7 protein-coding genes are annotated in these 15,714 nt (G+C 34.9%); 4 read left to right on the forward strand and 3 right to left on the reverse strand.

Annotated features, from left to right (window positions below; all coding sequences use genetic code 11):
* Positions 1–120 precede the first annotated feature (120 nt).
* Together M1E86_RS09545 and ada are read left to right on the forward strand one after the other, a co-directional pair.
* Positions 121–981 carry a helix-turn-helix domain-containing protein gene (locus M1E86_RS09545; protein WP_213912731.1) on the forward strand — a complete coding sequence of 287 codons (861 nt, stop codon included), beginning with the start codon at positions 121–123 and terminating at the stop codon, positions 979–981.
* Between the two features lie 170 nt (positions 982–1,151).
* Positions 1,152–2,228 (forward strand): bifunctional DNA-binding transcriptional regulator/O6-methylguanine-DNA methyltransferase Ada, encoded by a 1,077-nt coding sequence (gene ada / locus M1E86_RS09550; protein ID WP_248466542.1) that lies wholly within the window; start codon positions 1,152–1,154, stop codon positions 2,226–2,228.
* Positions 2,229–2,349: 121 nt separating this feature from the next.
* On the opposite strand, the gene M1E86_RS09555 is transcribed toward ada, so the two are convergent.
* Positions 2,350–3,594: an MFS transporter gene (locus M1E86_RS09555; protein WP_213912729.1), complete on the reverse strand. Its 1,245-nt coding sequence runs from the start codon at positions 3,592–3,594 to the stop codon at positions 2,350–2,352.
* Positions 3,595–4,131: 537 nt separating this feature from the next.
* On the opposite strand from M1E86_RS09555, the gene M1E86_RS09560 reads away from it, so the two are divergent.
* Complete coding sequence (locus tag M1E86_RS09560) at positions 4,132–5,286, forward strand: MFS transporter (protein WP_213912728.1); 1,155 nt, start codon at positions 4,132–4,134, stop codon at positions 5,284–5,286.
* 43 nt (positions 5,287–5,329) lie between these two features.
* Here M1E86_RS09560 and ydeE read toward each other — a convergent pair whose 3' ends face one another.
* Together ydeE and M1E86_RS09570 are read right to left on the reverse strand one after the other, a co-directional pair.
* Positions 5,330–6,520: an efflux MFS transporter YdeE gene (gene ydeE / locus M1E86_RS09565; RefSeq protein WP_426099391.1), complete on the reverse strand. Its 1,191-nt coding sequence runs from the start codon at positions 6,518–6,520 to the stop codon at positions 5,330–5,332.
* Positions 6,521–6,805: 285 nt separating this feature from the next.
* Positions 6,806–7,963, reverse strand: a complete 1,158-nt coding sequence (locus M1E86_RS09570; protein WP_213912727.1) for an iron-containing alcohol dehydrogenase — start codon at positions 7,961–7,963, stop codon at positions 6,806–6,808.
* Between the two features lie 242 nt (positions 7,964–8,205).
* Here M1E86_RS09570 and M1E86_RS09575 point away from each other — a divergent pair, with 242 nt between their 5' ends.
* Positions 8,206–15,525, forward strand: coding sequence for a C80 family cysteine peptidase (locus M1E86_RS09575; RefSeq protein WP_319862234.1), 7,320 nt, complete (start codon positions 8,206–8,208; stop codon positions 15,523–15,525).
* Positions 15,526–15,714 lie beyond the last annotated feature (189 nt).

Genomic DNA, 15,714 nt, shown 5'->3' on the forward strand with positions numbered 1-15,714 from the left:
TGAAAGCTATTTTAGGTATTTATGGAAATAAAATAAGGGCATAATTTGTTCATTTTAGGTAATTATGGCAACTTATCTGTTATGGTAGTGCGATATGGCGCAAATTAAAGTACAACGATCATGCTACATTTTAAAAATTATCAAATTGATTTGCCTGAAGTCATTCGGATTGGTGAAAGCAATATGGATGAAATGCAATTTAAACCGATTAAAACATCTTATGTGGCGGTTTGTGTGTGCAAGCAAGGATATGCAGTATTCAATATTAATTTCAAACGGTATTCCGTACGAAAAAACGACATAATCGTTTTGTACGATGATTCCTTTGCTATGCTACAAGCCAAATCACGCAAATTTCGTTTGGAATATTGGTTGATTGATAAAAAGCTAGCAACAGAAATTGCTTATGCATTACCACGTCAACTGTTTGCTTTTTTGAATGACTTTCCTGTTATTTCAACACCATTAGGAAAAGTGGAACTGCTTGAAAACTGGAGATATATTCTGCTAGCGATAGTGCATAACTGGGGCGAACATGGGTTATTACAGTTAAAAAATCATTTGCAAAATTTATTTTTAGAAATTAATTATCATATTCAACACACATTTAGTAAACCAGAAAATAAAAGCCGCCAAGAGCAACTATGCTGGCGTTTTTGGGACTTAATTACAATTTACTGTAAACAATATAAAGAAGTAAAATTCTATGCTGAAAAATTGTCTATTACGCCATTTTACTTGTCTAAGATTAGTCAAAGTTTCTTTAATGACCCGCCAAAAGTATTAATTGATAGGCAAGTTATTCTAGAAATAAAAGCATTATTAGAAGTTGGTAATCTGTCCATTAAGCAAATTGCTGATGAATTAAATTTTGAAGATACATCCTATTTATGTCGCTATTTTAAACGGCATACAGGGATGACGTTAACGGGATTTAAAAAACGTATTGCACAAAGAGAGCTGGGAAATCAATACCAGTAGTATGGTTCATTTTTGTTGAATTCTTTTTATGAATTTAATTAATCAATATAATTCAATTGGTTATAACTAATCGCTTAACGGATAGAAAGTGAATTAAAAAGCAATGTTCGGAGTTTTTTGCAATTGTAGTTTGTCATAATTAATGCAATTAACTAAAGAAAGACGACATGATGACAACTAAAAATTTGTGGAATACGCCAGAACAGAGATGGCAAGCGGTGGTTGAAAGGAATAAAGCTGCAGATGGTCACTTTGTTTACGGTGTAAGAACCTCTGCTATTTATTGCCATCCGTCTGCTGCTGGGCGTTTACCAAATAGAAATAACGTTGAGTTTTTTGATAGTGAGCAGCAAGCGATTGAACAAGGCTATCGTGCTGGAAAACGCTTTCGTGCAGAGACCTCACGATTAAGCCAATTTTATCAAGAACAAATTGAAAAAGCTTGCCGTTATATTGAACAGCAGGAGCAAGCAGTGAGTTTGGCAAGTTTAGCTGATTATATCGGTATGAGTCGTTACCATTTACATCGTTTATTTAAAGCACAAACCGGGTTAACACCAAAAGCCTATGCAGATGCATTTCGCCATAAAACCTTGCAACAACGACTTCAAGAAAAAAAACGAATTACTGATGCTATTTATGATGCGGGTTATCAATCAAATAGTCGCTTTTATGAAGTTTCATCTAAACGATTAGGTATGACACCAAGTGAATGGAAATCAGGTGGCGGTGGTAATAAAATTTATTTTGCTCTTGCGGCTTGCTCATTGGGGACACTACTCGTTGCACAAAGTCCGATAGGTGTTTGTGCAATTTTATTAGGAGACGACCCTGAACAATTACTGAATAATTTACAAGACAAATTCCCAAAAGCAGAGCTGATAGGGGGAGATGGTGACTTTGAACTATTGGTAGCCCAAGTGGTTGGCTTTATCGAGGCACCTGAAATTGGTTTAAACTTGCCACTTGATATCCAAGGTACCGCATTTCAACAGCGTGTCTGGCAAACTTTACAAAAGATCCCTATTGGAGAAACAGTCAGTTACGCTGATATTGCAGAGAAGATAGGTCAGCCTAATGCCGTTAGAGCGGTAGCGAACGCCTGCGGTGCAAATATGTTAGCTGTCGCTATTCCCTGTCACAGAGTGGTTAAGAGTAATGGTGACCTTTCAGGCTATCGTTGGGGTATTGACCGGAAACAAGCGCTATTGCTAAAAGAAGCTAAGTATAAGGTAGATAATAATTAACTAAATAGTACTAGAAAATGAAGAGTAACCCGAATGTGACTATTTCAAACTCGCCTATTTGAGATAATAGGAATCCCCTTACTCGGTCAATATGCTACATGAATAAGGGGAGTAATAGCCATTAACTATTTGTATTCGAATGACTATTTTTAGAATAGAATAAGTAAATAACATAGAGAAGCGTAAAACTGGCAGTGTAACCTGTAAAAATCATCCAAAAGGTTTTCCAATCTACTATACCATTGACGGTATTAAGCTCGATAACCCAACCACATAATACAGCTCCTAAAAAAGTCCCAAAACCGTTAACTAATGTGGTGAATACACCTTGCGCTGTTGAACGGAATTCAGCAGCAATTTCCTTTTCCAAAAATAACGCGCCAGCGATATTAAAGAAATCAAATGCGCAGCCGTATACAACCATAGATAAGAATAAAGCGATGGTACCAATTGCTGTGAAATCACCATAAGCAAATAAACCAAGTCGTAAAATCCACGCAATCATACTCATGAATAAAATGGTTTCAATTTTGAATTTTTTGAGTAACAGAGGTAAAAGCAAAATGAAGATGATTTCAGAAAATTGCGATATTGATAAAAAGATAGTGGGATATTCAGAAAAAATAGAGCCTCTCGCTTCAGGCATTAATGCCATATCTTGTAAAAAGGGAACACCAAAGGTATTGGTAATTTGTAAGACGGATCCTAATAGCATGGCAAAAAATAAGAATACCGCCACTCTCCCTTTTTTAAACAGAAGAATAATATTTTGGCAACTAAAGCTGGATTTTTCTCTCTTTTTCTCAACTTTACAGCTCTGCGTGGAAATAAAGAACACAGAAAAAATACTGAGTATAACTGATGCAATTGCACCGACATATAATTGATAAAAACTCATTTCCAATTTTAATAAGCTAATTGTCCACATAGCGACAATAAAGCCTACGGTACCGTAAACGCGTATTTTTGGAAAATAGATATCAGAATCGAGTTTTTTTGCACTCAACATTTCAAAAACAATACTATTACAAACAGAAATCGTGGGCATATAAAACATTAGATGAACTAATGTCATAATAAATAGCAGGGTTATTGAATCACTATGAGCCATTGCAATCAAAAATACAGCAGAAATAATATGTGATGCAACGTAAACAAGCTTTCGGTTGTTAATTTTATCTGCAATAAATCCAATGATAATTGGTGAACATAAAGCTGAAATGCCTAATGTACTAAAAATTAGGCCAATTTCACCGCCTTTGAAATGCAATGTATTGAAGAGATAAGACGCGAACGTAACTAGCCATGATCCCCAGATAAAAAATTGCAGAAATGAAACAAATTTCAATCGAGTCGTGATATTCATGTTTATATACCTTCCGTTAGCTTAAACATGCTTTAATCTAATCATTAAATAAACTGTTCTTTTCAATTAATTTAATAACCAAGTCTGGAAGCATCTATCTTGTTATTGTTTGTGCATTATAAAATAGCTAATGAGAGTTTTTTTTGATATGGAGGCGGGTAATCATCGATTAATAGTAGGAATTAGCCTGTTTATATAGAGGGTATTACGTATTTATATACATAGGAATAATAAAATTGGTTAATATTTGGCTTTTCTGAGTTTAAAGTGCCTAAAGAGTAGATGCTGTAGATTCAACTTTTTTATAGGTTAGTTGAATTTAATTAAAATTTAAGGTTTAATGGCTGTCTCTTCACGCTTATCTTCTAATTTACTGCCTCAATCCATTATCTCAATATTTCCAGTGGTTAAATGCCACTTGCATCCTGCAACTCATTGCCAAAACATTCCCTCAATTTCTTTAAAAAAACAAATGACAATAACTCCAATCATAATAATGATTGGGAGATTTAATGTATGTGAAAAAACGAGAAAATTATGATTTCCACTCATTACTTGCTGCTTTTATCCGCAGTAGCGGTATACCTTGTTGGTACCGCAGAATTTATGTTGTCGGCTATTATATCGCCGTTAGCGACTGTGTTTAATGTTCGACCTGAACAAATTACTTGGTTGATATCAGCTTATGCTTTGTCCTATACCTTGGCTGCTCCTATTATTGGTTTTTTATCGGATAGAATCGATAGGCGTAAAATTGTGCTCATAGCTCTTTTGTTATTATCACTCGACAGTTTAGCTATCATTTTCTCACCTAATTTATTGATTGCTCTAGTTTTAAGGGGATTCGGTGGATTGGCATCAGCAGCGCTTGTCCCAGTTATTTTTGCCCTTATTGCTGATGCAGTTAGTGAAAGAAAGCAAGCTGCAGCAATGGGAAGCATTATGATGGGAATGACGGTAGGTATTATTACGGGGCCTATTGTTGCTGGAATATTAGTTCAATATTTTGCTTGGTATGCCTCATTTGTATATACCGCTGTAGGATGCTTATTGGTATTTATCATAGCGTTATTTACACTACCGCACTCTCAAAAAACGATCGGAAGAAAATTATCGTTTAAAGCGATTAAGCACGTAGGTATTGTCAGGTTCATATTAGCTAAAGGCATATGGAATGGCGTGTCAGTTTGCATGTTTTTGCTTGCTGGTGAAATATTAAGGCAACGATCTCACTTAGAAAGTGTAGAGGTTGGTAGCTTAATGGGACTATTTGGGATTGGACTATTATGTGGTAATGGTTTAGTTACAAAAATTGAAAAACTTAAAATATCAAATAATGCAAAACTCGTGGTTATTATTTTAATAATTATGGTAACGATTATCTTATTTCTCAGTGGGTGGCTTCCGTTAATTGGTCATGGATTATGTTTAGCTGTTTTAGGGGGGATGTTGGGTCTGGCATCACCGATAAGTACAGCAATGTTAGCAAGAAAAAGTGCAGAGAATAAAGGTTTTATTCTGTCTATATCCGAGAGTGTTAACAACTTGGTTCTACTATCTGCATTACCGATATTTTCTTTGTTTTTTTCAAAAGGTCTAATGGTTACTTCTGTAATCATAATTATTGTATTGTTAAGTACAGCTATTTATTTAGTTTTACCAACAAGAGAGAAAAAAGAGGCTGTAGATTGATTGCTTTTCTCCACTAAGATTATTTTTTAGTGGAGAAAAAGTGCTATTGAGCAATTAGTATTTGTTTTTTTCTTAAACGCATTCCATTTAACATGGATAGCCAGGCTAAAAACGTAACAAACATAAGAATAATGAAAATTAAATAGGGTGGAAGTTCCGTGAGTACAACACCTGTTAACATCGGATTAAATGCACCACCAAGTAGCCCTAGAGATTGAGCTGAAAAATAACTGGCCTTCATTCCGTCTGGGGCAATACTATCAATTAACATATATTCTCCAGGGGCATAGATTAACTCACCTAGAGTGAATATAAAGGCGCCAAGAGCCCAAAGGTATAAATTTTCATGGGAATACATAAAGGTTGCCAATCCTAAAATGAAAAATAGGCTACCTAATGTCATTAATTTTCTTAAATTATCTGGCGTGATCCGTTTGCCAACCGTATATTGCAAAGTTACTACGACAATCGCATTCACTGGTAAAATAACGCCAATAACCACTTGTGCAAAATCGCTGTTAGCAACGGTAATGGCATACTGCGATATCCAAGTCGTAAAAGTACCGAAAACTAATGAGCCTAAGAAAGTGGATAAAATAAACCATGCTAGGACTTGATCTCTTAGCATAGCGACAGGGTTCCATTTACGGTTCTGTCCTTCTTCTAAAGGTATTGGTTTTATGCTCTGCACAAACCTCTGTATAAAGAATATTGGGAAAGCGGCAGAAATTGCAGCTAAATAGAATGGTAGGTTAATGCTATACATTAATAACCAAGTACCAATAGGGGGCCCAACGGTCCAGCCAATATTAATGAATGTATAATTTAAGGAAAATATTTTTGCTTTTAATGCAACCGTAAGGGTATCGGCAAAGTACGCTTTTAGTACCGTTGAGAACACGGAATAAGAGCAATTTATTAGCGAAAAGAAAATAATGACGAGAATTGCATTATTAACGATAGGTATTGCAATAAACCCACAAATAAAAGCGATAACTGCAGATAACATGCAGCGTTTTTTGTCAACACGATCAGCTAGCATGCCAAAGCCCATGCTAAATAAAACACCGACCACCATAGCCATTGACATTGCAACACCGACAATATCAATAGCCATTTTATATTCACGGGTTAAGTAAATAGCCATAAAGGGTAATGTTGCACCACGGCCAATCGTTAAGAGCAGTGACGATGCAAGTAATGCACTGTTTGATATATTAAATTTAGATAACATGGCCCACTACCTAGCTTATTAATTGTTGTTATATATTTGTTTCGGATTATTTGTAAGCTATAAAATATCTAAAATTACAGTGGTGAGATATGGTGAATAATGCTCAAAACTGAAAACGATATTTTGCTAATGCTAATGTACCATTTTCAATTAAATATCTGGGGATATGAAATACAATCAGGCCAATAAAACGTTATATGCTATTGTAATTATCGATGAATTTAGGAGGTCAGATGAAAAACAGGAAAAAGGTGCAATTTTGCACCTTTTCGAAGAAGATAAAAATTATAAAGCAGCCGTATATACGCGACGGCTAACCTCCAAATTAATATCTTGGTGCTCGCCTAATTTTGTCATACTGTGAGCTTCTAAGCTTTTTACTAATGGTTCAACAACATCGTGAGTGAGCTGGTAGTCACTAAAGCGTGTGCCTACTTGCATTTTTTCAAAGAATGCTCGGGTTAACTCGATGGATTTTAATGCTTTCTCTTGTTCTGAACCTGTCGTAATCCCCCAAACTTGTTCGGCATATTGCACTAACTTGGCCTGTTTTTGTGGTAATTTTTCTGTCAGCATGGATGGAAGAACAATGGCAAGAGTTTGTGCATGATCCAAGCCATATAAGACCGTGATTTCGTGGCCTAACATATGTGTAGACCAGTCTTGTGGCACACCGACACCAATTAAACCATTTAAAGCTAATGTGGCAGTCCACATTAAATTGGCCCGAAGATCATAATCTTTTGGAGCCTCAAGCGCTTTAGGCCCAATTTCGATTAATGTTTTTAATAAGCCTTCCGCAAATGCATCTTGTACGTAAGCATTTACTGGATACGTTAAATATTGTTCAATAACATGAACGAAAGCGTCAACGACACCATTACTGATTTGGCGAGCGGGTAATGTATAGGTTTTTACTGGGTCAAGAATAGAAAATTGAGGGAACACGTGGTCACTCATAAACGCAAGTTTAGAATGTAATTCTTCACGAGTGATCACAGAACCTTTGTTCATTTCAGAACCGGTTGCAGGTAATGTTAATACAGTCCCAAAAGGCAGCGCATTTTTTATGGTCGCGCCTTTGTTTGTGACTACTTCCCATTTATCGCCCGGATAATTTACTGCAGCAGCGACAAATTTAACGCCATCAATGACGGAACCGCCACCAACAGCCAGCAAAAAATCAAAGCCTTCTTTTTCAACTTTATCGACGGCTTTGATCAAGGTTTCATAACGAGGATTAGCCTCAATCCCACCAAAATGGTCGAATGTCCGAGAGCCTAAAGCTTGTTCAACTTCGCTTAAGGTTCCTGTTTTTCTTGCACTTTCACCGCCGAATAAAATAAGAACCTTAGCATTTTTAGGGATAACTCGATCAAGTTCGCAGATTTTACCTTCACCAAAAATGATACGAGTAGGGTTATAAAATTCGAAATTGTTCATATGTAACCTTCGTCGAAAGTAGAAACGAACCTCATGATTACATGCATACAATTATAAGTAAACATAATATAACTTTAAATAATTAAGAGTTATATATATTTGATTGCTTATATTCCAATGGGAGAATTATATTAACAATATTTAATTGTAGTTAATCTTAATTATTATTTTTATATTTTATTGATACAGCAATCTTGTTAATTTGATGATGGATTTTAATTTAACATGGAAAGGAAAATTAGATGATAAATATAAATAATCAAAAAACGAATGATAACGTAATTGATAAAGATGAAGATTTAATGTTTTTGATGGAACACTTAGATGAAAACCCCTTAGTGGGGGAACAATCCTCTGAGCTTAAAAATATATCCAATTGGTTTAACCCTATAGATGAATACACAAGACTTAAAACTTCCAAGTATTTAATGAGTAAGCCAATAAATGACTCTATATATGATTATCACGTTTTAATCCAAATAGGCGGTGACGATACAACAGCTAAATCAACGGGGCGGTTATTAGCAAAATTCCCTGATAACTCACTTGTCATACAGTTTGATGTTGCAAACGAACAGTGGAAGATACTACATGGTGATTTAAAAACCAAAGTTAATGGGAAAATACGTTGGGCGGTTATTGGTCATGGACAGTACAAAGGGCGCAACCAACAAAGTTACTTTGAAGGGTACCAAGCAAATCAACTTATTGCAGGGCTGAAGTACCTTAAAAATCATGTATTAAAAGCATACCCACCAAATAAGATTGTCTTAGCTGGCTGCCAATTAGGCCGCGGGGGCGTAAATGAAAATTTTGTCTTCAGAGCAAGTGTCGAGTTAGCTAAACAGGGAATATACCTTCCTGTGGTGGGGTATAATCGGCTTATCGGTGTCACGAGTGACAGTAAAAAAATAACGTGGCCATATGATCTCGCAGGGGAAAAACAATCGACTAAAAATTGGCGGTTAGAAGTTAATATTAACCAAACTGACCAACAAGCCTATATTAATGGTAAGCATGCTAGTTTATATTTTATCGATGAATTAAGACGTGATGAGCTAGACGTATGGCAGTTAATAAAAGATGACCACTCTACTTCAATGGATATTTTTAGGGAACCCAATAATGAGTATAAAATCGACATTGATTTGATTAAGAAAGTGGCTTTTAATCATGATGCATACGCTATTTTTAAAAATAAATTAAACATGAAGAGCATTCTATTTAATAGTGATTTTAGACGTGAGTTACTTCATGAATATGAGAGTGTTGGAATATTAGAATCACCATTGTGGTTAATGATTAATAAAAACAATGTGTATATTAACTCGCAGAAAAATAACGATAATATCAAAATTATTATTCGCACAGGAAGGGGCGTTGTAGGGAAAAAATATGCGGAAGATCTCCTGAATAGCTCCCCTAATAGCACACTGTTGCTTCAATTAAACCCGAATACAATGGAGTTTTTCTTAGAACATGGGGACATAGAGCGGTTACTCAAAGTACCCAAACAACAGTGGATATTAATAGATAATCTTCATCCTGAACCTGGTTATATACAAAACTATGCTAACTCGCTACATGAATTAAAGTTAAGATATGATTTTAAAATCCCAGAAAGTATTTCACTGTATTTAACCGATACAAAATCATTATTAACTAAAGATGAGAAGGTGAGTTTTTTTGATGAGTTAACAAGTAAGCTAAAAATAAATGGAGTATATACAAAATTTTTTTTGGAGAGTAATTTTGAAATAAGGCATAGAATAAGGGCGTTACTTGAGGATATTAGCATAGGTAATTTATTAATAGAAAATATTGACATAAATGAAAATTCTTGTTTAAAAGGTTTTTTTACATTACAAGATGGAAGTATTGATAAAGATAAATTAAAAGTTGCAGTATATGATCCCATTATCAGTAAAAAAATTAATAAAATATGTGAGGCTGAGAATGAAAGTGATTTTGCTCAGATGTGGGATTCAATTTTTTCTGACGATAACTCCACGAGGGTTAAGCAGCAGGCTATTGAAGTAAAAGAAATTTTGGAATTTTTAAGTCATCAGCCTGAAAAAATACACTACCTAAGTAAGCCGTCTATAAGCCGTTTGTCTGAGTTATTCCCGAGCGGGCAAGGTTTTAATCATTCAGATGTTTTAAAATTGGTCCAAGATCCAATAAAGTTAAGGGAATATAACCAATATATTGATGATTTTTTAACTATCTATATAGATATTGAAATATCATTTGCAGATAAAAAATCATTAAGTGAAGAGTTTAAATTGATATTTGATTTAAACGAAAAAATAAAATCTAATCATGCAGCACTTTCTCAGTTATCATATAAAGACGGGCTTGATATTACACTCAACAAATTACCCGTTGAAATAAGTTCCTTTGAAGGGCTCTACTTTTTACATCTTTTTCAGCACAGTAATTTAACTGATGAACAACGTTTGCAACTTAAGGACAAGCTGGGGGTCTTAAAAAAGCTAACACGAAAAAATGGATTGGGTAATATTACAAGCAAAGAGCAGGAAGCACTCAATCGGTTTGATGAAATATATCAATGTAATTCTGATTTATTAGGCACCATTTCTAGTGAAATAAGCGAACAATCTCACATAGTATTATTTGAGAATATGGAGAATAACCAAATCATCACGTTTCAAAGTGATGAAGAGATATATACAATCACAAGCTACTCGCGCAATGATAAGTATATTTTGACCTTATCCGATTCGATAGGGATCGAGCTGATTATTAGTCATTCAGAATTTAACCAAGCAAAACAACAGTTATTTAATGTTTTTAATGAATATATTAACCAAGAAATAATCAAAGATGATGGTACTGTATCAACAAGAGGAAATATTGCAGGATTTAAGCATGGAGTAGGTGAAGCCCTGTTTGGTGAAGTGAAATCTATAAATACAAAGAGTGAAGCATATCAAAGTATGCAGAAAAACATGATGAGTGAACTGGATACCGTTTTCAGGGGATCTGCAATATCAGTGACTGATGGCCCTGAAGTTATTTTTGGCGAACAGGTCACATCACTGAAAACACTTAGAGATATCGGGGCTACGATAGATAACGAACCATTAGATTTTAAACATACTCAACTCCCTAATTGGGGGGATAATGTTAAATTTAATCCTGACAAATTAGTATTTCAGTTAACCTTTTTAACTGGGAATGAAAAGGATATTAATTTAATTAAAATGCTCAATAAGAGCTTGCAAGGGGATAAAATAGCAAGACGAATTGGTGCTAATTCAATGATCCAGCCAAGAGCGATACTACAAGAACAACTCCAGATTATTCAAAAATTACAATTTGGTCATCAGGATGGAGTAGAGAAAGTCGTGGAAGATTTACGGCGTGTCGGTGTTAAATTACCCGTCTATGCCAGAATGGCTAATTATTTCGGGCAAGGAATTGGTTCTACAGGAATATTTTTGACGGTCAATTCGGTTTATCAGTTGATAGATGAATTAGATAATCCTAATTTATCGGAGAAAGAGAGACGAGAAATACAGAAAAATCTTGATCTGGCCTGTGCAAATGCATTTTTTAATTATGGAGATATGGTTTTACAGCCTATTTTACTCAAGCTTGCTTATAAACAAGCTGGGTCATTTAATGTATCATCAAAAATTACAGCTCGTATTACAATCATATTTAATTTAATTGGAATGGGGTTAGATGTATATCAAGCGTGTGAAGCATTTGAACAGCTAGATAAAGTTACAAATGATAAAGATCGGCAAGATTTAATGGTGAATGGTTCCTTGTCAATTGCCAATATTGTTGTGGGTGGAGTAACCATGGTTGGCATAATCATTGGCTCATCCGCAATCCCCGTTGTTGGCTTAATTGTTGCGGGGTCCTTATTAATTGGAGGGATGGTATATACAGGTATTCGTGCAGTAGAAAAAATTGAAGAGGAACTCGGTGAGTCTCTAGACTGGGATGAAAAAGCCAGAGAAGGTATTCGTGCCGCACTGGGTTTTTCCCCTTCAGACAACATATTAAATCGGTTTAGTTATAAACAGCATTTAACTTACTTTCAAAATATAAATTGGCAACAAGATTTAGATACTTTCAAGTCATCATTTTTATATCAGGGGTTTGATGAACACTTACAATTAGTTGGAAAACCGATCCTTGTGGAACACGCAAAATATTATATTTATTATAGGGATAATTCAAAAGTAATTAATAGCACAGCATTTTCTGATTCGGATAACAGTGTATTCCTTCATCATATTGATAGTGATGAAATCGGGCCTTACTATACTATCGAGCAAATCAATTTTATTCGAGAAAATTATCATTTTGACTCTCAATATAATCTCTGGGTAAAAAACACACAACCTCAAAGCATTAATGAACTGAATTTTAATTATCGTTTTAGACTTGTGAATAAAACGGCACCTATCGCTTATAAAGACATTGGTGAGGAGGTTGCCAATGATATTATTGTCCTTAATCCTGAATATGATAGTTCATTATTAAAAGACTTTTTACATGAAAATAACTTGGATACGTCTTATCGCCTAAAAAAAAGGCAGTCAGTTGCGACACAATTAAGCTCTTTATCAGCATCAGAGTTACGGTTATTCCAAGCCAGGAACAATTACACCAATATTACTCACCCAGATATTAATAGCAATATCGCAGTTAATAGATTAGGTAATGAGTTTTTAAACCAGCCTATTGATATCGCTAGGGAATTATTAAGTAAGAACCCTAGGGTTATTTATGAAGGCATGCAAAATATTGGTTTTCGATATGAAAAAGAATCAAAGCAAAAAAACATCAGTTTTAACCCGGGAAATGGGACAGATATTATCGTTGGTAAAAAAGATTCACGGAATTTGTTTAATATCAATACAGGGTGTAAATTTTTAGTCGGAGGAGAAAAGGATGACATTACAAACTTATCCTTATTATTTAAATATGATGTTCAAGAAGATAACGACGTTTATTTTGATGGTAACGGCGGCAGTAATGGCATAATCATTAAAGATATTCCATCTAAATCTAAAGTTGAGATCAATTTGAACAATAAGGTATCAGAGGTTGCGTTAATAAATCAGAGTGTTAGGCGAGTCCATCTACGTAATGTACATGATGTGATGCTAATTGGAGATAGAACGACAAAAGCGGAACTATTAGGGAATAAAGGTTCTAATACATTGGATGCTGGAGCAGCGGTTGCCTTTATTCAAGGTATGGAGGGAGATGACCAGCTAATATTTGAATCTGGCATAGTTAATGGTGGTGAAGGGGATGATAGTTATTTTCTACGTCGTGTTGATTGGTACAATGAGCAAGAACAATTAAATAATAACCTATTAGAGTTATCTGCTGTCATTATTGAAAACACCCAAAGTCAAAGCCGAGTAAATTTAGGGTATACATTGAATGAAATCAAAGGGGCGAATATTTCTGGTAATGATCTCATCTTAACGGTTGAAATGAACTTAGCAGAGTCAGAAACTAAAAAATTAATATTGAATGTTACTTTAAAAAATATGTATAGACGCCATCGTCATGGTAGGGAAATTGTTCATCGATATCAATTGCATACACGGGATGGGTTTGTATTAAATACCAAATTAAATGACTTAGATTCAAGCGCTTTACACATTATCAGTGAAAATATTTTCAATATTACTTATCAAAAGGGCGTTGGTTCTACAATGAGCATTGATGAGAATGAAAAAACAATTACAGTTGATAATAGAATATACCATCAACCACGATGGGGGGATTTCAAATTTCATGGGCTAGCAAGCCATCTAGAATATAAGGGTAGCAGTAGTGATGACCACCTTTTAATGGTAAGTAGAAATAGTCACATTATGGTTACTAAAGGGAGAGATATTTATCAGGTTAGCCCAGAACAGATTTTTCAAGGTAAAATAACGTTTGATTTTATAAATATGAAATCCGAAATGAAAGATAATTTTGATATGCTAATTCTGTTACCTTTTGAGAACGGTTTTAATATTAAAACGTTGGGAACATCAATATTTTTGTGTGATAAGTTTAGTAATGAAAAACTTGAAATTAACCTTATTAATTTATCATTTCCAATGAGTGAAAAAATTTACATTAAAGATGGTCATGGAAATCTATTTAAAATAATAGTGGGGCAAGAGTTTCATGATGTAGAGGTCGTTGAATGTTTGGAGTTACCCACGGAAAGGGATGATTATATAAAAATCCCTAAGGGATATAATTCCCGCTATCCTATTTTAGATACAAACAATGGTGATGACCTCATTGAAGATAATAGCATGACAGGAAATATCATCAATTCAGGAGAGGGTAATGATATTGTGATTGCCAATGGAGGGGCGAATGTTTTGTATGGGGGGAACGGTGATGATTATATTTACGGTGGTGAGAAGAGTGATTTAATTTTATCTGATTTAGGTAATGACAAACTTGATGGACAAGGTGGTGGAGATCATTATTTGATCGATGGAAGCAAAGGCGTCGGTAATACCGAGATAGTAGACCAAATTGGACTTAATCGTATTCATTTAGTTAACTTTAAAACCGAGTATCAGGTCATAGAACAACGAGAAGAGACTTACCATCTTTATACCTCGGAATCTAATTTGCGGACAGTCAAAGTAAAAATTCCTCCAAATAATAAAAACAACAATAATCACGTTTATCACCACGAACGATTACCTTCCCATATGCCAATCCATATTCATAATGATGGTATGGCACATTTAATTCGCTATCTTGCTGAACAACAGCAATATAAAAAAGAATTATCGCCTGAGCAGGTTTGGCACCCTATGGATGAGTTTAAACATTTTTCTAACGATTTAAGTTTTTCATCCATTATTGATACAGAGGCAGAAAATATACATATTAGTGAAAACATGCCATTTAGGCGCTTGTTTATTCGGACAAGTGGCGCCGAGCAAAAAATTTGGGATAGAAGTGGCGTTGGGCGGGTATTTAAAGGGCAAGCGGCCACAGGCGCTATTTCAATACCCGATGGTATCGAAGGGAATAATGTTCTTTATGCGTCAACAAGTGATACCAATTTATATGGTGGTGAAGGGAATGATGTCTTCATCTCCAATGGTTCAAATGGGTTGTTAACAGATGCCAGTGGGAAAAATAGCTTTATTATCAATGGTGAAATTTCCGGTTGGAATTCGCTGTACAGCCTTGGCGGTGAAAACACGATTTACCTCATTAATTTCAATGAGGACGTTACTCGAGAAGACCCAGATCACCGAAGTAATGCAACTCGATATATTTATACTTCAGAGCAGGGACGTAGCGTGAAAATATTTCAGTATCCGAACACGATAGCGCCTACGGTTGTTCATGTGCAGTCTTTAGAGGGGCAAAATACGCATTCCACTCAACAAAAATTGGACAATTTAGTCGAGTCCCTAGCTACGCTGCGTTTACAAGATGAAGAAAGCGGCATTGGTATGCAGGATATTGAACATTTACAGGTGGATTGGGCCCCTGTTAACCTTGTGGATAATTACATGAAAAAAGCTAGTTAGCGAGACGAGGAAAACCACAAAACGTAAAAATACAGGAAGTTTTGTGGTTTTTAAATCATTATTTAGCCCAAATCATCTTTATCTACAACGTGTTGTACTAAAATAGTTTTAAAATTAATGCTAGAATTTAACGATTAAATGTAGCAAGTTATTTAAAATATTTTATTTTTTGTTGTAACGGGAGGGGAT

Origin of the sequence: Providencia sp. PROV200 (assembly GCF_049901995.1) — a bacterium.
Classification (GTDB): Bacteria; Pseudomonadota; Gammaproteobacteria; order Enterobacterales; family Enterobacteriaceae; genus Providencia; species Providencia rettgeri_E.